We start from the raw sequence: 17,407 nt of genomic DNA on the forward strand, positions 1-17,407 counted from the left end.
GCGAACGGCCGGGCCCTTCCACGCTCGTGCGTACGGCTCACTCCTTGCGGTAGCCGTACGCCTCGCGGGCCGCCGTCTCCACCGCGTCCAGGTCCGCGCCCGCCGAGGCCGTGACCACCGCGGCGACCGCGCCCTCCACGAACGGGGCGTCCACCAGGCGTGCGCCGTCCGGGAGTTCGTCGCCCTCGGCGAGCAGGGCCTTCACGGTGAGCACCGCACTGCCCAGGTCGACCAGGAGCGCGACGCCCGCACCCTGGTCCACCGAGCGGGCCGCCTCGGCGATCAGCTCCGCGCTCGTACCGAGGTCCCCGTCCTCCGTGCCGCCCGCGGGGGCGACCGGGGCGGTGGAGCCGCCGCCCGCGAGGCCGGTGGCCAGCTCGGCGACGGACGAGGCGACGGACGCGCTGTGCGACACGAGGACGATCCCGACCTGCTTGCCGCCGATGCTCATACGCCGCCTCCGGAGCCCTGGTGCGCGTCGGCGGTCTCGGCGAGCGCCGTGACCAGGAGCGCCGAGGACGTGGCGCCCGGATCCTGGTGGCCGATGCTGCGTTCGCCCAGATAGCTGGCCCGGCCCTTGCGGGCCTGCAGCGGGATCGTCGCCTCCGCACCCTTGTCGGCGGCGGCGCGCGCGGCGTCGAAGGACGTCGCCAGGGCGTCGGCCGCCGGAACCAGCGCGTCCAGCATCGTCTTGTCGCCGGGTGCGGCCCCGCCGAGCTTCGCCACCGCGTCGACGCCCGCGCGCAGCGCCTGCGCGAGGTCCGCGCGCGACACCTCGTCCGCGTCGCCGAGCGTCTTGCCGGTCGTACGCAGCAACGTGCCGTACAACGGTCCCGAAGCTCCGCCCACCTTCGAGATCAACTGCCGTCCGGCCAGGGCGAGTAGAGCACCGGGGGCGGTCGCCTCGCTCCCGGCGAGCGCCTCGGTCACGGCCGCGAATCCGCGCCGCAGGTTGGCGCCGTGGTCCGCGTCTCCGATCGCCGAGTCGAGCTCGGTCAGCCGGTCCGCCTCGCGGTCCACGGCTTCGGCGGCGGTGATCAGCCAACGGCGGAAGAAATCGCCGTCGAGCACGTCGGGCACGTCGGGCTGGTCGAGCACAGGTCCTCCAAGTTCGATGTCCATGGGCAGCGAGGCTCCGGGCGCCTGCTCACACACCCCAGCGCAGCGCGGGCGTACGTACCGGAGCGTCCCACAGGCCGAGGAGCTCCTCATCGATCTGACAGAGGGTCACGGAAGCACCGGCCATGTCGAGGGACGTCACATAGTTGCCGACCAGGACGCGGGCCACCGCGATGTTCCGCTCCGTCAGGGCGCGTTGCACCTCGGCATGGAATCCGTACAGCTCAAGGAGCGGCGTGCCGCCCATGCCGTTGACGAGCAGCAGCACCGGGTTGCGGGGCCGCAGGTCGTCGAGGATCGCGTCGACGGCGAAGTCCGCGATCTCTCGCGACGTCATCATCGCGCGCCGCTCACGGCCCGGCTCGCCGTGGATACCGACGCCCAACTCCAGCTCACCGGGCGGCAGTTCGAAGGTGGGGCTGCCCTTCGCGGGCGTCGTGCAGGCGCTCAGGGCGACGCCGAGGCTGCGGGAGTTCTCGTTGACGCGCCGCGCGATCGCCTCGACCCGCTCCAGGGGCGCGCCCGCGTCGGCGGCCGCGCCCGCGAGCTTCTCCACGAACAGGGTCGCGCCGGTGCCGCGCCGGCCCGCCGTGTAGAGGCTGTCCGTCACGGCCACGTCGTCGTCGACGAGGACCTTGGCGACCTGGATGCCCTCGTCCTCGGCGAGCTCGGCGGCCATGTCGAAGTTGAGCACGTCGCCGGTGTAGTTCTTCACCACGAACAGCACGCCCTTACCGCTGTCCACGGCGGCGGCGGCCCGCACCATCTGGTCCGGCACGGGCGAGGTGAACACCTCACCGGGACAGGCCGCCGACAGCATCCCGGGCCCCACGAACCCCCCGTGCAACGGCTCATGCCCGGACCCACCTCCGGACACGAGCGCCACCTTGTCCGCGACGGGCGCGTCCCTCCGCACGATCACCCGGTTCTCGACGTCGACGGTCAACTCCGGATGCGCGGCCGCCATCCCCCGCAGGGCGTCGGCTACTACGGTCTCGGGGACGTTGATGAGCATTTTCACGGGTACCTCCGACTGATGCAGGCTTGCAGCTTCTTGACGTGCGTTTTTGCTGGTCAGGGTGCGGATGGAGGGTTGTTGATCTTGGCGGTTCTTGGCGGTTCCTGGCGGTCCGAGGCGGGCTCTGGCGGGGCTGATGCTGAGTTAATGCTGCGTTTGATGACGGGGCGTCAGGTGACTTTGGGGGCGGTTCAGGAGCCCCCAGTATCGATCGGCTTCGGCCTCGGGTCACGGGTGTGGGCGTTGGGCGTCCGAGAGTTCATCTCGCCATGCTGTGTGTCATCTGAACTCCCGGGCGCTCTGCGCAGAGGGGGCAGCAGGGGATAGTCCAGGGAGGCGGATCGCAAGTCGGTTCGGGGTGTAGAAGGGGGCGCGTCTTGCGGGGCTGCAGCAGGCTGAGGGGCTACGGCGAATTGCTGGTAAGCAAAAGGGAACAGGGGGTGCGGGCGATTCCGGGTCCGGTGCGCAGGTGAAACCGAAGGCTACTCGCCCTGAACCCAGCGCTGCCTCAGCTCGGGGATCTCCAGTTCCTCCTGCACAACGTTCGTGGAGAACAATGTTGCAGCGAACTCGGCAGGGTCCTCCGGAGGATGATCCTCGGCGTCGATGACCAGAATACGGCGGCGGTAAATCTTCTCTGCCCCGTGCACCTCAATGACTATTTTGGCCCATACTCCGCTGTTGTCCTCGCGGATGCCGAATTCCTTCAGAGTGCCCAGATTGCCGCTGTGCAGGGTTTCCCGCACTTGGGCACGGGTGATGTCCTGGAAGGTCTCCAGGTAGTCGGAGTACTGCTCGGTCAGTTCCATTCAGCAATCCTGTGGGCTGTCTTCAGCTGGTTCCTTGGAGGTGACGCGTCCGTCGGCGTGGGTGTAGACGACCTTCATCTTGCCGTACGTCGAGCTGACCGTGTGATTGGAGATGCACTCCCATTTCTCGCCCGACGGGTTTTTGCAGGTGGCATCGTCCGACGCGATCCTCGTCGTCCGTGCCGCGTCGCTAGAGCCCGACGAGTGATCGGCCGGTGATCGCCCTTGCACGCCGTCGCCCGCGTCGCCGGCCGCTCGCGGGGCCTCCCGAGTGCTCGGCGTCGCCGCCGAACTCCTTTCCCTGGAGGTCGAGTTGTTCGTGATGACTGAACAGGGCCTGGGCACGCGGTTGCGCTTCAGTGGGGCGGGGCACTCTGAACGGGTGTCTGTGACCGGTCGTGGTCGGGTGTGCCTGGTTGATGGTCGTCAACTACTGGCTGATAGTGGTTATTTGATGGGAAACCCAATGCAGTAGGAACATCCGGCGTGACAGGGCCGGATCATGAAAGGGATCGCAACGGGGGCAGTAACGACCGTTGCTGCAACGGCCCTTCAAGCCCGACAAGGTGAACGGCGCCCGCCTCGAGTGCTGGGCCTATGCCTGGAACGGCAGCCGTCGGGTGAAAGTCATCGTCATCGCTCAGTACGCCCGCAAGACCGCTGACGGGCGTTACGACGCCGGCCGCGGAAAGAAGGTCGGCGTCATCACCGCCTACTGCAAGGGCATGAACAAGTGCCCAGCCTGGCTCGACGAATGACATCGTCTGCATGTGACCTCCATGCATGACGCCGAAGACATCGCGGAGCAGCAGGCGGACCTCACCCGCCTGCTGCTCCACTACCTCCACCAGCCGCTTCCTGGTGAGAGTTACATCAAGGGCATCCTGCCTGCTCCGCCGCCCACCGAGGCCATCCGCGTCGTCACCGGACCGGCCGGCGCTCACGATCCGGAAGAGCTGACGGCCTGGCAGATCCCCCTCTACGTGCCGGGCGACCCTGAGTCCGCGCTGGGAGTCGACCATCTCCTCGGCAGCCTGCGCGCCCTCCACACCGGTACGCAGATCTACTCCAGCGACCTCGTCGACACGGTGATGGGAACGCCCCTCGTCCACGTCGATCCCACGCCGCTCCATCCCGTCGCCCCGAACGCAGACGACAACGCCTTCACCATCCTGCGGACCCTCACCTGCCCCTGGGCAGTTCCTCGACCGACCGACCGACCGACCGACCGACCGACCGACCGACCGACCGACCGACCGACGGACCGACCAGGCCGGGACCGTTGTCCTGCCCGTGCCCATGAGCCTGTCGGCCGGGTCGGCAACTCGGCCGACAAGCTCAGGGCGCGAGCGACCTCACTTGAACCAGCTGTCCACGACCGATTCGTTCTTCGCGATCCACTCCTTGGCGGCCGCCTGTTCCTGACCCTGGCCCTTCTTCTGCAGCATCAGTTCGAGGGTGCCCAGCTGGTCGGAGGTGAGCTTGAACTTGCCCAGCCACTGGGCGAGTTCGGGGTGTTCCTTGCTGAACCCCTTGGTGGCGACGGCCTCGATCCGGTCGGGCTTGCCGTACGCGCCCTTCGGGTCCTTCAGGGGCTTGAGCGGCATCTTCGTGTACGCCCAGTGGGGCCGCCACAGCGTCACCGCGACCGGCTTCTTCGCGGCGATCGCCGACTTCAGCTCGGAGAGCATCGCGGAGGTGCTGCTCTCGGTGAGCCGGAAGTCGTCGAGCCCGTACTTCGGCATGGTGGTCGTACGCGTCGTACGCATCAGGCCTGAGCCCGCCTCGATACCGACGATCTTGTTGTCGAACTCCGAGGCGTGCTTCTTCAGGTCGTCGATCGTGTTCACGTCCGTGACGTACTTCGGGACGGTCACGTTGAGGTCGGCCGGCGAGTACCAGGCGGAGACCTTCTCCATCTTGCTGCCGAGGCGCTTCCAGTACGGCTCGTGTGTGGTGGGCAGCCAGGCGTCCAGATAGAGGTCGACCTGCTTGTTGGCCACGCCGGTGTAGCTGGAGGCGATGTCGAGTTCCTGCACCTCGACCGTGTAGCCGCGCTCGGTGAGCAGTTCCTTCCAGAGATACGTGGCGGCGACGCCCTCGTCGTATCCGGGGGTGACGGTGATGCTGATGGTCTTCGAGTCGCCGGAATCGTCGCCGGAACCGGAGTCCACCGTGGCGGTCTGACCGCTGCAGGCGGAGATGAGGGTGAGGGCCGCGGCGGTGCACCCGATGGCCAGCGTTCTGCCAAAGGTCTTACGGGACATGGGAGTTGCTCCTGTCGTCTGTGCTCAAGTCGGCGTGATCAGGCGGAGGGTTCTCAGGCGGCGGCCGGAACGGCCTGCTCGGCGGCGGAGCCGTCCGTCTGTCCCTCCGCCTCCTCGTCAGGAGCGGTGCGCTTCCGCGTACGGCGCCGGGGTTCGGCGAACGCGCCGGTGACGCGGTCGAGGAAGATGGCGAGGAACACCACGGCGAGTCCGCCCTGGAAGCCGACGCCCACGTCGAGTTGGCTGATGCCGCGGACGACGACGGTGCCGAGTCCGGCGGCGCCGACCATGCCGGCGATGACCACCATCGACAGGGCGAGCATGATCACCTGGTTGACCCCGGCCATGATCGACGGCAGTGCGAGGGGGAGTTGGACCTCGCGCAGGATCTGGCGCGGCTTCGCGCCGAACGCGTGGGCGGCCTCGACGACTTCGGCGTCCACCTGACGGATGCCGAGTTCGGTGAGCCGTACAGCGGGCGGGATCGCGAACACCGTGGTGGCCACGACGCCAGGCACGATCCCGATGCCGAAGAAGAACACCGCCGGGATCAGGTACACGAACACCGGCAGGGTCTGCATGAAGTCAAGGACCGGCCGGGCCACAGCGCTGACGACCCGCCGCCGCGCGGCCCACACGCCCACCGGCACTCCTATCGCCACGGCGAGTACGGAGGCGACGAGCACCACGGCGAGCGACTGCATGGCCTCCGTCCACAGCCCCATCCCCTGGATGACCAGGAACGCGACGAGAGTGAAGACGGCGAAGCCCCACCTGCGGGCGAGGAACGCGAGCACGGTGAACACGCCCGTCATGACCAGCGCGTGTGGAGCGGTCAGCACTACGAGGACGGCGTTGACCAGTTCCAGCATCACCGTCGACACGGCGTCGAAGACGGTGCCGAAGTGTTCCGTGAGCCAGTCGACGAATGAACTGACGGGCGTGCCCAGATCGATCTCAAACATGAGCGGCCTTCCTCGGGTCGGCGAGCGCGGACAGCAGGGCGGCCCGCGGTACGACGCCGAGCAGCTTCCCGTCGTCGTCGGTGACGGCGAGCGGCACGGAGTGCTGCCCCACCCGGTCGCAGAGCTCGACGAGCAGGGTGTCGGGCCCGGCCCGGTCGAAGCCGTCGGCCATGCACTCCAGCAGGTTGCTCTGCCCGGCCCCCGCTGCCTGGGCGAGCAGGTCGTCCCGAGCGACGCCGACCACACGTCCGCGGAAGTCGAGTACGTACGCTCCACCGGCCTCGATGTTGCTGAGCCGACGCAGGACGTCCTGCGGGTCGTCCTCCGTATGTGCCGTCACCAGCGGCTCGCGCATGACGATGCTCGCGGTGAGCACCCGTGACCGGTCCACGTCGGAGACGAAGTCGCTGACGTAGTCGTCGGCGGGGGAGCGCAGGATCTCCGGGACGGTGCCGAGCTGCACCACGCGGCCGTCGCGCATCACCATGATCCGGTCGCCGAGGCGCATGGCCTCGTTGAGGTCGTGGGTGACGAAGACGATGGTGCGCCGCAGGTCCCGTTGCAGGGTGAGCAGCAGGTCCTGCATGTCGCGCCGGATCAGCGGGTCGAGTGCGCTGAACGGCTCGTCCATGAGCAGGACTTCGGCGTCCGTGGCCAGGGCACGGGCGAGCCCGACCCGCTGGCGCATGCCGCCGGACAGCTCGTGCGGGTAGGCGTCACCGCGGTGTCCGAGGCCTACGGTGCGCAGCGCCCAGTCGGCGCGTTCCATCCGCTCGGTCTGCGAGATGCCGCGGACGCGCATGCCGTACGCGGCGTTCTCGCGGACCGTGCGGTGTGGGAAGAGGGCGAAGTGCTGGAAGATCATGTTGATCTTCCGGTTGCGCAGTTCGCGCAGGTCGGGCTCCGCCATGGAGAGCACGTCGCGGCCGTCGACGTGCAATTCGCCCGAGGTCGGTTCCACGAGCCGGTTGAGCATGCGGAGCAGGGTGGACTTGCCGGAGCCCGAGAGCCCCATGATCACGAACAGTTCGCCGGTCGCCACGTCGAAGGTGACGTCATCTACCGCTCGCACGCCGTCAGTTGGGGAACCGAAGACCTTTTCCAGTCGGTTTGCCTTGATCATCGTGCCGCACCTCCGAGGGTGGTTCGCACGCGCGGCGGATGAGGGACGCCGCGCGGCTGTTTCGCATTGCGAAACGTTATTACGATGCGGCACGACTGTGAGCCAGGCCTCATCAACCTGTCAAGGCTCGTGCCCCGATGAAAACGCTGGTTAACAGGCCGTACGAGGGGTCGGTGGGTGATCGCGAGAGCGCTCGGGTCGTTGCTGTTCACGGCCCTGAGGGCTGCCGGTGAGGCGGGGGTGCTCCGATAGGCTTCCGGCATGAATGGGAGAGGGCGAGCCAGGGACACATCGGTGCAGTCGGTGGATCGAGCGGTCTCGATCCTCCAAGTGCTCGCCGCGCAGGGCCCGTCCGGCGTCACGGACATCGCCGAGGCCCTGGAGATCCACAAGTCGACCGTCTTCCGGCTGCTCGCCACCCTTGAGTCCCGCGGTCTCGTCGAGCAGGCGAGCGAGCGCGGCCGCTACCGCATCGGCGGCACCGTGGTCGAGCTGGCCGGCGGCGCGACGAAGGGCAGCGACCTCTCCCTGCTGAGCCGGCCGATCTGCCAGGAGCTGGCCGCCGAGGTGGGCGAGACGGTGAACGTGGCGGTGCACGACGGCGAGGCCGTCGTCAGTGTCGACCAGGTGATCGGCAACGCGGCGATCACGAGCATCGACTGGGTCGGCAAGCGGACCCCGGTGCACGCGACCTCTGCGGGCAAGGTCTTCCTGGCGCACCTGTCGCAGGACCAGCTCGCCGAGTTCCTGACGCGGCCCCTGGAGCAGTTCACCCCGCACACCGTCACGGACCCGGCGCTCCTCAAGGAGCAGCTGCAGACCGTACGTGAACTGGGGTACAGCGCGACCAGCGAGGAGCACGAGATCGGGCTTGCCGCGCTCTCGGCGCCCATCCGCTCCCTCGGCGGCCAGGTCATCGCGGCGGTGACCCTCTCGGGCCCGACGTTCCGGATCAACGACCGCACGATCCCCGGGCTCGCCGAGCGGCTCGTGGCGGCGGGCGACAAGATCTCCTGGCGCAAGGGTTACATCCGGCGGGGCTGAGGGCCCGCGGGTGCCTGAACGCACCACCGAGCGCATCTGAACGGAACACGGCAAGGGCTTGACGAAGGGCTTCGGCAGGCTCCACATTTGTTCCGCATAGCGTTGTCGTTTCGCATTGCGAAACCCACCGTCGCGCGATCAGCAAGCCACAGAGTTCCCCCAGGAGCAGATGTGCGCGCACCGATCAAGAGCATGGAGCCCTTGCTCCAGCCCTTTCAGTTGAAGCACGTCACCCTCCGCAACAGGGTGGTCAGCACGTCCCATGAGCCGGCGTTCGGCGGGGACGGCATGCCCAAGGACCGGTACGAAGTCACCACCACCCTCGCCCGCAGCCTGCGGTCAGCAGCCGCAACATCCACCCCGCGATCTACGACGCCCTGCGCCACTGTCTGCCCGTCTGATCTGCCTGCCCGTCCGATCTGCCCGTCCGACGAACGACTCGGGGAGCTGAGATGAACGCACCAGCCGCACCAGATCCCGTCACGCGTGTCGCCGCACTCGTCGCCCGACGCGCCCCGGGCCACAGCCTCGAAGCGCCCTTCTACGTCAGCGAGGCCTTCCACGACCTGGACGTGAAGGCCGTCTTTGCCCGCAGCTGGATCTTCGCCGCCACCGAGGCCGAGGTGCCCGAGCCCGGCGACTACGTCACGGTCGCAGTCGGGCCGTACTCCGTGATCGTCGTACGCGACGACGAGGAGGAGGTGCGCGCCTTCCACAACGTCTGCCGGCACCGCGGCGCCCGCATCCTCAACGAGGAGCGCGGCTCCGTCGGCAACATCGTCTGCGGCTACCACCACTGGACCTACGGCGTCGACGGCAAGCTGCGGCACGCCGAGTCGCAGGTACCTGGCTTCGACCCTTCCTGCTTCGGCCTGAAACCCGTGCACGTACGCACCGTCGGCGGACTCGTCTTCCTCTGCCTCGCGGCCCAACCACCGGAAGATTTCGACGAGTTCGCCGCCAAGGTCGAGCCGTACATAGAACCGCACAACCTGAGCAACGCCAAGGTCGCGAAGCAGGTCGACCTAGTGGAGCACGCCAACTGGAAGCTCACGATGGAGAACAACCGCGAGTGCTACCACTGCGCGGGCCACCCCGAGTTGCAGCGCTGCTACTTCCCCCTTTACAACTTCGACGAGGGCGACGTCCCGCCCGCTCTGCGCCCGGTCACGAGCGTTTCCTGAAGGCCGACGCCGAGGCCCGCGCGACCTTCGAGGAGCTGAACCTCCCGTACGCGACGATCGAGGACCTCGTCGACCGCCCCACTGGGTTCCGGATCCAGCGCGAACCCCTCGACCTTGCGGGGGAGTCCTTCACGGAGGACGGCACGGCCGCGGTGAAGCGCCTGCTCGCCGACTTCCCGACGGCCCGGCTCGGCCACCTCGGCCTCCACCTGCAGCCCAACGCCTGGTTCCACTTCTCCGCCGACCACGCCGTCACGTTCGCCGTGATCCCGCTGGCCGCGGACCGCACCCTCGTCCGTACGACGTGGCTGGTGCACGCCGATGCGGAGGAGGGTGTCGACTACGACCTCGACGCGCTGACCAAGGTGTGGGAGGTCACCAACGAGCAGGACGCGGTGTTCGTCGAGCGAGCCCAGGCCGGCATCGGCAGCCCCGCGTACGCGCCCGGCCCGTACAGCCCGACCGAATCGCAGGTCGAGGACTTCGTGCGGTGGTACATCAACCGGCTCCGCGCGCACCTGGAGGGCTCGTGACGACCGCGACGCTGACCACCGGCAGCCTGCCCGCCGCCTGGGCCGACGGCCTCCTCGTCTGCAAACAGGTCCTGGACGCCACGGCCGATGTCCGCACCTTCGTCCTCGAACCGACCGAGCCCCGCCTCTTCCGGCACGACCCCGGCCAGTTTCTCACCCTGCTCCTGGACATCGACGGCGAGCCGGTCGAGCGCTGCTACACCATCTCGTCCCCGCCGACCCGTCCCGACCTGCTCACCCTCACCGTGAAACGCGTGCCGGGCGGCCTGGTCTCCAACTGGCTGCACGACCACCTCACGCCGGGCACCACGGTCCGGGCCCGCGGACCGCTCGGCCAGTTCACCCTCACCCGCCACCCCGCGCCGAAGTACCTGTTCCTGTCGGCGGGCAGCGGCATCACACCCCTGATGTCGATGACCCGGACGCTGTACGACCTGGCGCACCCCGTGGACGTCGCCTTCGTGCACAGCGCCCGCACCTACGACGACATCATCTTCCGCAGCGAACTCGACTTCATCGCGGCCACCTCGCCCCGCATCCGCGTCACCCACGTACTCGACGACCACGGCGAGCAGTTGAACGCCCGAATGCTCCACGAGATCGCCCCCGACTTCCTCGAACGAGAGGTCTTCACCTGCGGTCCCGGCGGCTACATGCAGGCCGTACGGGACATGCTCGCGACGACGGGCTTCGCGATGGACCGGTACCACGAGGAGAGCTTCACCTTCGAGGCGCCGGACGCCGCCGAACCGGAACCGGTGGCTGCGGGCGACAAGGTGTTCAAGGTCGAGTTCGCCCGCAGCGGCCGCACCGTCGACTGCGACGCGGACACCTCCGTCCTCGCCGCCGCCTCCCGCGCGGGCGTCACCCTGCCCGCGTCGTGCGCGCAGGGCATGTGCGGCACGTGCAAGACCAAGCTGCTGCACGGCTCGGTCGACATGCGGCACAACGGCGGCATCCGCCCGCGCGAGATCGCCGACGACAAGATCCTGCTGTGCAGCTCGAAGCCGCTGGACCACTTGGTGATCGACGCCTGACGCGGCCTGTCAGTACGACCGGACCAGGCCGCCGTCGCAGCGGAGCTGTTCGCCGGTGATGTACGAGGCCTGGGCGCTCGCGAGGAACGTGACGGCCGCGGCGAACTCGTCGGGGGTGCCGAACCGGCCCACCGGAACCTCCGCACGAGCGGCGGCGCGCACCTCTTCCTCGGGGACGCCCCGGTGCTCGGACACGGCTCCGTACACCTGCTTCATACGGTCGGTCTCGATGCGGCCGGGCAGCACCATGTTCACCGTCACGCCGTCGCCGGCGACCTCCGCGGCGAGGGTCTTCAGATAGCCGGCGAGTGCGCCCCGGCCCACGTTGGACGCGGCGAGCCCCGCGATCGGCTCCTGGACACCGCTGGAGCCGATCGCGACGATCCGCCCCCAGCCGCGCTCGCGCATGCCCGGAAGCACGGCCTCGACCAGCTGGATGTGCGCGGTGACGAGCAGCTGCACGGCCTGCAGCGCGTCCTCGGCGCTCATGTCGGCGGCCGAACTCGGCGCGGGGCCACCGCCGTTGAGCACGAGAACATCGACGGGGCCGAGGTTGCCCGTAGCGGCCTCGACGAGGGCGCGCGGGCCGTCGGGGGCGGTGATGTCCACGCCGATGCCCACTGCGGACGGCAGTTCCGCCGCCTGCTTCTGGGCCACCTCCGCCCGGCGGCCGCCGAAGGCCACGGATGCGCCTTCGGCGGACAGCGCACGCACGACGGCCGCTCCGAGGCCGGACGTTGCCCCCGGCACCACTGCGACCTTCCCGGCCAGTCCCAGATCCATAGAACTCTCCCTTTCACATGTCCGTTCACATGTCCGTTTGGTTCAGTACGACGCCGCTGGTGCGCCGAAGCGGCTTTCATCGGGCGTGATGCCGAGGCCCGGTCCCTGCGGGCGCTTGATGTGGCCGCCCTCTATGCGGATGCCGTTCTCCGGGTCGTAGTGGCCTTCGATGTACGGGGCCGCCAGCCAGACGCCTTCGAGGAGTTCGGGCGCCACGGTCGCGCCGATGTGAGTGCAGGCGGCCGCGAGGATGTCACCGCCCCAGGAGTCGTCGCAGGTGTGCGGCAGGTTCCGGGCGGCCGCGAGGTCGCGGAACGCGCGCATCGGGTGCAGGCCGCCGAGCCGGGTCACCTTCATGCCGAAGCCGTCGATAAGTCCCGTTCCGGCGGCGGTGATTGCCGTGTTCAGGCTCGTGCCGTTCTCGTCCAGGTAGAGGGCGTGGCTCACCTGCGGGCGGATGCGCTGCAACTCTTCGATGGTGTTGCAGGGCTGTTCCATGATGAACGGGATGTCCGGGCATTCCCGGCTGAGACGCAGCGCATCGCGCGTGGTCAGGCAGCGGTTGCCATCGACCGCCAGGCGCACCCCCGAGCCTCGGATGACCTCCCAGACCTTGCGGACGGTCTCGATGTCCTCCTCGACCGGCCGCCCGCCGACCTTGATCTGCAGGCGTGGGTACCCCTCGGAGAGTTTCTCCGCTGCGATGCGGGCGGTTTCATTCGGCGCGTCGACGCTGAGGGCGTAGTAGGACGGCACGTGATCCGTCACCGCGCCGCCCAGAAGATCGGACACGCTGATGCCGAAACGCTTGCCCACAAGGTCGTGGGCTGCGATGTCAACGGCCGCCTTGGCGTAGTTGTGGCCGTTGAGTAGACCGTCCATGCGCCGGTGGAGGGGTACGGGCAGCACTTCGGCTCCGAGCAGTCCCGAAGCCAGCTCGCCGAGCGCGGCAACCGCTCCGGCCGCGTGGGACTCGGCATAGGTGGGGCCGAGCGGGCAGGTTTCGCCCCAGCCGACGAGCCCGTTGTCGGCCACCAGCTTGACCAACGTCGTGGAAAGAGACCGGACTTCTGCATGGCCCATCTTGTAGGGGCCGTTATGGACCGGTAGGTCGTGCGCGTACACGTGGATTTCGGCGATCCTCATCGTCCGCCTCCGAGAAGTTGGGGTGGGGGCTTGCGCGCGAGGTGCAAGGAGCAGAGGAAGGCCACCCGCGGCGCGAGAGCCGATGCGAGTGGTTCATATAGTGAACGCAGTATTCGGTTTTTGGGTGTCGATCGTCAAGGGCCTGTGGGTGCCCCGGAGGTGCGGATCTTGTGACCAGGGTCACACCGCCTGAGGTGTTCATTATGCGAACGGGCGGTCAGTAGGGTAAGTAGCCCTGTACCGCACGACCCCTGAGCCCGGCCGCCGAAGGACTTTCATGACTGACGACACCAGCGCTCCCGCGGAGCTGACCAACAAGTCCGTGGTGAAGGCGGCGCGACTGCTGCGCGAACTGGCGGCCCAGCCGCGCGGCGGTGCGACCGTGACCGCGCTCGGGAAGGCCGTCGGCATGTCCCGGCCGACCGCGTTCCGGCTGCTGCTCAGCCTGGAGCAGACCGGCCTGGTGGACCGCATCGACAACAACTACGTACTGGGCTGGGAGCTGGCCCGGCTCGGCCGGTACGCCGACCCGTACTCGGGCGTGGCCCAGCGTGCTCAGCCGCTGCTGCAGGAACTGGCGGACCGCCTCAACGAGTCGGTCACGCTCTCCGTCGCCACCCCCGACGACGGCCTGGAGCTGATCGCCGAAGCGTACGGCTCGCACGTCGTCGGCGCGACCAACCAGGGCATGCGCGGCCAGCGCTACCCGCTGCACGCCAGCTCCACCGGCAAGGTGCTCCTCGCCGAGCTCGGCCGGGAGCGGGTGACGGCGCTGCTGCCGGAGAAGCTGGAGGCGTTCACCGGGCAGACGATCACGGACCGCACGCAGCTGCTCCGCGAGCTCGACCAGGTCCGCGAGCAGGGCTACGGCATCATCGACAACGAGCTGGAGGAGGGCCTGCTCTCGCTGTCGCGCCCGGTCCGCGACCCGGCAGGGGAGCTCATCGCGATCCTGACCGTCAACGGTCCGCGCTACCGCCTGACGCGTGAACAGATCCCCGGCACGCTGGAGTTGATGCGGCACATGGTGGACCGCCTCGCGGGCTTGCTCTGGGACGAGTCGGCCTGAGGTCCCGTTGAGGCCTGTGCCGAGCTGCTGACGTCGAGGGTGTCCAACCAGGGAGTGGGCGTCCTGCCCGAGGATCGACCGTGCAAATTGCTTGCACGGTCAGCCGCAGAATCATTTGATTCCCCTTGCGTTTGGTTCCGTGCACACTGGCAGGCGTGGCTGAGCTGAAGGTTTCTTGGGGGTGGGGGCTGCCGACGGAGTCGGTGGACCGGGACCGCAGGGCGGTACGTACCGCCGGGGTGTTGCTGATCGTGCTGACGGCGGGCGCGTACCTGCCGAGTCCGCTCTATCCGGACTACCAACGCCTGTTCGGCTACGGCGACTTGACGATGACGCTGCTGTTCGCGACGTTCGCGCTGGTGAGCGGACCGGCGCTGCTGCTCTGCGGCGCCGCGGCGGACGCGCTCGGCCCGCGCCCGCTGCTCCGGCTCAGCGTGCTGCTCGCCGGGGCCGGCTCCGGCTGCTTCCTGATCGCCGACAGCCCGGCCCTGCTGTTCGCGGGGCGCGTCGGCCAGGCGCTCGCCCTGGGTGCGGCGACCGGCGCGGCGCAGTCGTTGATCGTCTGGCATCGCAGCACGACGGCGCGGATCGGCGGCGCGCTCCTTGTCAGCCTCGCGTTCGCGGGCGGCACGGCGCTGGGCCCGGCGGTCTCGGGTGCCTTGGCTCAGTACGTGCCCGGCCCGCTGGTCACCCCGTTCGTGCTGCACCTCGCGCTGCTTGCCTGGGTGTGGACACGGCTGGGAGTGGCTGTTCCGGCGGCGCCGCGTGCGACCGTCCGCCCGCGCCTGGCCCGCCCGAGCATCCCGGCTCCGCTGAGGCCTGTCTTCTGTGTGTCCGGGCTCAACGGATTCCTCGCCTGGGCCGTCGTCGGCATCTACCTCGCCCTCGTACCGGCCCTCCTGGAACGCAGCCTGCACAGCGACAACCCGGCCCTGTCCGGCGCCGTGCTCGCCGCCGTACTCGGCTGGTCCCTGCTCGCCCAACTCGCCGCCGCCCGCTGGAGCACCCACCTCACGCAGCTCCTCGGCGTAGCCGGACTGACGGCGAGCCTCATCCTGCTCGCCGTGACCGGCGCGGCCTCCCTGCCCGCGACGATCGGCTCGGCCCTGCTCGCGGGCGGCGCGCACGGCCTCGCGTTCAGCGGCGCCGCCTCGGCCGTGGACGCGCGCACCCCCGCAGGGCAGCGCGCCGGAGTCGGCTCGGCCCTGCACCTGCTGTTCTACCTGGGCTCCGGAGTGCCGGCCGTCGCCGTCGGCCTCATGACCGCCTGGATGCCCCTCACCGCCGCGGTCACCACGCTCAGCTGGACCGCCGCGGCCCTCGGCGTACTCGCCCTGTCCCTCACGTACGCACTCAACGCGCGTGAGCGGAAGGCGAGTTGGCAGACCTGTCCGTCCGGCACCGTGCACAGCACTGCCACGGCGGACAGCATGGCGTGCCCCTGAGGCGCGCCCGCACCGCAACGCAACGTCAGGAAACCTGTGTCTGTTTCACCTCCCCCGTCCGACGCCCACAGGAAGGCAAACCCCGCCAACCCCCTCACCGCGGCCTGGCGCAGTCTCGCCAAGCCCGTGTTCCTTCCCGCCCTGCTGATCGTCCTCCTCGCCCTCGGCTTCGCCACCTGGTACGGCGCCGCGTACGGTGACGACGCCGAGGCCGCTTTCACCGAACTGCGTGACGGCATCGGCCGTACCGTCGGCTGGTGGTACGTCCTCGTCGTCGCCGCGTTCCTCGTGTTCGCCTTCTGGGCGGCGCTGTCCCGGGTCGGCTCGATCCGGCTCGGCAGGGACGACGAGCGGCCGGAGTTCTCCCGCTTCTCCTGGTTCGCCATGCTGTTCTCCGCGGGCATGGGCATCGGCCTCGTCTTCTGGGGCGTCGCCGAACCCCTCAACCACCTGATGTCCCCGCCGGAGATCGCCGGCGTGAAGCCCGGCAGCGAGGAGGCCGGCCGCGCCGCGATCGGCCAGGCCCTCTTCCACTGGGGCCTGCACGCCTGGGGCATCTACGTGATCGTCGGCCTCGGCCTCGCCTACATGTCCTTCCGCCGCGGCCGCCCCCTGTCGATCCGCTGGCTCCTCGAACCGGTCTTCGGCCGCAGGCTCATCGAGTCCTGGGTCGGCCACGCCATCGACGTGTTCGCGATCGTCGGCACCGTCTTCGGCGTCGCCACCTCGCTCGGCCAGGGCGCTCTGCAGGTGCAGGCGGGCCTCGCCCACCTCGGCTGGTTCGAACCGTCCGACGCCCTGCTCGTGGGCCTGGTCGTCGTGATCACCGCGGCCGGCACGCTGTCCGCGGTCAGTGGCCTCAACAAGGGCGTGCGCTGGCTCTCCAACGCCAACATGACCCTCGCCGCCGTACTCGCCCTCTGCGTGCTCCTACTTGGCCCGACCGTCTACCTCCTGCAGTCCACGGTCCAGAACACCGGCGAGTACGTGCAGACGATCCCGCAGCTCATGTTCGTCACCGGGGCCGGTGCGGACGACGGGTGGACGCTCAGCTGGACCCTGTTCAACCAGGGCTGGTTCCTCAGTTGGGCGCCGTTCGTCGGCATGTTCATCGCCCGCATCTCCCGGGGCCGCACCATCCGCGAGTTCATCTTCGGCGTGATGCTGGCGCCAACGCTCATCGCGGTCGTCTGGTTCACGGTCTTCGGCAGCACCGGCATCCTCTACCAGCTGCGCGACGGCTCGATGATCGGCAAGGACGGCGTCATCGACACCGACACCTCGCTGTTCCTGCTGTTCGAGAACCTGCCGGGCGGCGCGGCGGTCGCCATCGGACTGTCGGTGATCGCGATGTTCGTGATCACACTGTTCTTCGTTACGTCCGCCGACTCGTGCTCCCTCGTCGTCGACGTCCTCTCGCACGGCGGCCGCACCGAGACCCCGCGCGTCACCCGGATGTTCTGGTCGGTCGTCATCGGCCTAGCGGGCGCGCTGCTGCTCCTCGCCGGAGGTGAGGCCGCGCTGACAGTCCTCCAGGTCAGCTCCATCGCGGGCGCGGCACCACTGTCCGTCGTCTACGCCCTCGCTGTCGTGGCGTTGCTGCGCATGTTCCGGTACGAGCTGGCGCACCTGCCGCGGTACGTGTCCGTGCAGCCGCCCCTGCCCGGCACATCCGGCAAGGTCCTTGCCGTGCACGACGTACCCGCGGACGCGGTGACCGTCGACGAGACCGACGGCGCCGTCCACTGGTCGGCGGAGACCCGTCCGAAGGACCCGGTGGGAGCGCCCGGTTAGGCAATCGCCCGAGCGCGACTTCGCCCCCACGGTCCGGCCGTGGGGGCGAAGTCGTACGTGCGCTGCGTGGC

At 69.1% G+C, this 17,407-nt stretch carries 17 protein-coding genes; 8 read left to right on the forward strand and 9 right to left on the reverse strand.

Annotation, left to right across the window (positions count from 1 at the left end; genetic code table 11):
* Window positions 1–37 precede the first annotated feature (37 nt).
* The 4 genes from QIS96_RS21650 to QIS96_RS21665 all read right to left on the reverse strand — a co-directional run bounded on the left by QIS96_RS21650 (window position 38) and on the right by QIS96_RS21665 (window position 2,946).
* Window positions 38–451, reverse strand: a complete 414-nt coding sequence (locus QIS96_RS21650) for a PTS-dependent dihydroxyacetone kinase phosphotransferase subunit DhaM (protein WP_282544335.1) — start codon at window positions 449–451, stop codon at window positions 38–40.
* Window positions 448–1,071: a dihydroxyacetone kinase subunit DhaL gene (dhaL, locus tag QIS96_RS21655; RefSeq protein ID WP_282544445.1), complete on the reverse strand. Its 624-nt coding sequence runs from the start codon at window positions 1,069–1,071 to the stop codon at window positions 448–450. The genes QIS96_RS21650 and dhaL overlap by 4 nt, the downstream gene beginning before the upstream one ends.
* A 76-nt stretch (window positions 1,072–1,147) precedes the next feature.
* Window positions 1,148–2,140 (reverse strand): dihydroxyacetone kinase subunit DhaK, encoded by a 993-nt coding sequence (gene dhaK / locus QIS96_RS21660; RefSeq protein ID WP_282544336.1) that lies wholly within the window; start codon window positions 2,138–2,140, stop codon window positions 1,148–1,150.
* Window positions 2,141–2,619: 479 nt separating this feature from the next.
* Window positions 2,620–2,946, reverse strand: a complete 327-nt coding sequence (locus tag QIS96_RS21665) for a hypothetical protein (RefSeq protein WP_282544337.1) — start codon at window positions 2,944–2,946, stop codon at window positions 2,620–2,622.
* A 536-nt stretch (window positions 2,947–3,482) separates the two neighbouring features.
* On the opposite strand from QIS96_RS21665, the gene QIS96_RS21670 reads away from it, so the two are divergent.
* Complete coding sequence (locus QIS96_RS21670) at window positions 3,483–3,704, forward strand: hypothetical protein (RefSeq protein ID WP_282544338.1); 222 nt, start codon at window positions 3,483–3,485, stop codon at window positions 3,702–3,704.
* 597 nt (window positions 3,705–4,301) lie between these two features.
* Here the strand turns inward: QIS96_RS21670 and QIS96_RS21675 are convergent.
* From QIS96_RS21675 to QIS96_RS21685, 3 genes are read right to left on the reverse strand one after another with little or no spacing between them, the layout of a single operon-like run.
* Window positions 4,302–5,213 carry a glycine betaine ABC transporter substrate-binding protein gene (locus QIS96_RS21675; protein WP_282544339.1) on the reverse strand — a complete coding sequence of 304 codons (912 nt, stop codon included), beginning with the start codon at window positions 5,211–5,213 and terminating at the stop codon, window positions 4,302–4,304.
* 53 nt (window positions 5,214–5,266) lie between these two features.
* Window positions 5,267–6,178 (reverse strand): ABC transporter permease, encoded by a 912-nt coding sequence (locus QIS96_RS21680; protein ID WP_282544340.1) that lies wholly within the window; start codon window positions 6,176–6,178, stop codon window positions 5,267–5,269.
* Window positions 6,171–7,301: a quaternary amine ABC transporter ATP-binding protein gene (locus QIS96_RS21685; protein ID WP_282544341.1), complete on the reverse strand. Its 1,131-nt coding sequence runs from the start codon at window positions 7,299–7,301 to the stop codon at window positions 6,171–6,173. Before QIS96_RS21685 ends, QIS96_RS21680 begins: the two co-directional genes overlap by 8 nt.
* A 294-nt stretch (window positions 7,302–7,595) precedes the next feature.
* On the opposite strand from QIS96_RS21685, the gene QIS96_RS21690 reads away from it, so the two are divergent.
* From QIS96_RS21690 to QIS96_RS21705, 4 genes are all read left to right on the forward strand, one after another.
* Complete coding sequence (locus QIS96_RS21690) at window positions 7,596–8,345, forward strand: IclR family transcriptional regulator (protein ID WP_282544342.1); 750 nt, start codon at window positions 7,596–7,598, stop codon at window positions 8,343–8,345.
* Between the two features lie 452 nt (window positions 8,346–8,797).
* Complete coding sequence (locus QIS96_RS21695) at window positions 8,798–9,529, forward strand: aromatic ring-hydroxylating oxygenase subunit alpha (RefSeq protein WP_282544343.1); 732 nt, start codon at window positions 8,798–8,800, stop codon at window positions 9,527–9,529.
* Between the two features lie 152 nt (window positions 9,530–9,681).
* On the forward strand, window positions 9,682–10,062 hold the full coding sequence (locus tag QIS96_RS37745) for an SRPBCC family protein (protein WP_349017407.1): 381 nt from the start codon (window positions 9,682–9,684) through the stop codon (window positions 10,060–10,062).
* Window positions 10,059–11,099, forward strand: a complete 1,041-nt coding sequence (locus QIS96_RS21705; protein WP_282544345.1) for a hybrid-cluster NAD(P)-dependent oxidoreductase — start codon at window positions 10,059–10,061, stop codon at window positions 11,097–11,099. The genes QIS96_RS37745 and QIS96_RS21705 overlap by 4 nt, the downstream gene beginning before the upstream one ends.
* A gap of 9 nt (window positions 11,100–11,108) precedes the next feature.
* Here QIS96_RS21705 and QIS96_RS21710 read toward each other — a convergent pair whose 3' ends face one another.
* Window positions 11,109–11,882, reverse strand: a complete 774-nt coding sequence (locus QIS96_RS21710) for an SDR family oxidoreductase (protein ID WP_282544346.1) — start codon at window positions 11,880–11,882, stop codon at window positions 11,109–11,111.
* A 42-nt stretch (window positions 11,883–11,924) separates the two neighbouring features.
* Window positions 11,925–13,028: a mandelate racemase/muconate lactonizing enzyme family protein gene (locus tag QIS96_RS21715; protein WP_282544347.1), complete on the reverse strand. Its 1,104-nt coding sequence runs from the start codon at window positions 13,026–13,028 to the stop codon at window positions 11,925–11,927.
* A gap of 277 nt (window positions 13,029–13,305) precedes the next feature.
* Here QIS96_RS21715 and QIS96_RS21720 point away from each other — a divergent pair, with 277 nt between their 5' ends.
* The 3 genes from QIS96_RS21720 to QIS96_RS21730 all read left to right on the forward strand — a co-directional run bounded on the left by QIS96_RS21720 (window position 13,306) and on the right by QIS96_RS21730 (window position 17,336).
* On the forward strand, window positions 13,306–14,097 hold the full coding sequence (locus tag QIS96_RS21720; protein ID WP_282544348.1) for an IclR family transcriptional regulator: 792 nt from the start codon (window positions 13,306–13,308) through the stop codon (window positions 14,095–14,097).
* Window positions 14,098–14,252: 155 nt separating this feature from the next.
* On the forward strand, window positions 14,253–15,542 hold the full coding sequence (locus tag QIS96_RS21725) for an MFS transporter (protein WP_282544349.1): 1,290 nt from the start codon (window positions 14,253–14,255) through the stop codon (window positions 15,540–15,542).
* 36 nt (window positions 15,543–15,578) lie between these two features.
* Entirely contained in the window at window positions 15,579–17,336 is a 1,758-nt protein-coding gene (locus QIS96_RS21730; protein WP_282544350.1) for a BCCT family transporter, read from the forward strand.
* The last annotated feature ends 71 nt before the right edge of the window (window positions 17,337–17,407 follow it).

It is taken from the genome of Streptomyces cavernicola (assembly GCF_029968035.1).
GTDB classification, from domain to species: Bacteria; Actinomycetota; Actinomycetes; order Streptomycetales; family Streptomycetaceae; genus Streptomyces; species Streptomyces cavernicola.

Excerpts from the sequence above, each read along its gene's own strand:
- QIS96_RS21650 (WP_282544335.1), bottom strand. The coding sequence starts at position 451 with ATGAGCATCGGCGGCAAGCAGGTCGGGATCGTCCTCGTGTCGCACAGC.
- QIS96_RS21665 (WP_282544337.1), bottom strand. The coding sequence starts at position 2,946 with ATGGAACTGACCGAGCAGTACTCCGACTACCTGGAGACCTTCCAGGAC.
- QIS96_RS21675 (WP_282544339.1), bottom strand. The coding sequence starts at position 5,213 with ATGTCCCGTAAGACCTTTGGCAGAACGCTGGCCATCGGGTGCACCGCC.
- QIS96_RS21680 (WP_282544340.1), bottom strand. The coding sequence starts at position 6,178 with ATGTTTGAGATCGATCTGGGCACGCCCGTCAGTTCATTCGTCGACTGG.
- QIS96_RS21685 (WP_282544341.1), bottom strand. The coding sequence starts at position 7,301 with ATGATCAAGGCAAACCGACTGGAAAAGGTCTTCGGTTCCCCAACTGAC.
- QIS96_RS21695 (WP_282544343.1), top strand. The coding sequence starts at position 8,798 with ATGAACGCACCAGCCGCACCAGATCCCGTCACGCGTGTCGCCGCACTC.
- QIS96_RS21710 (WP_282544346.1), bottom strand. The coding sequence starts at position 11,882 with ATGGATCTGGGACTGGCCGGGAAGGTCGCAGTGGTGCCGGGGGCAACG.
- QIS96_RS21715 (WP_282544347.1), bottom strand. The coding sequence starts at position 13,028 with ATGAGGATCGCCGAAATCCACGTGTACGCGCACGACCTACCGGTCCAT.
- QIS96_RS21720 (WP_282544348.1), top strand. The coding sequence starts at position 13,306 with ATGACTGACGACACCAGCGCTCCCGCGGAGCTGACCAACAAGTCCGTG.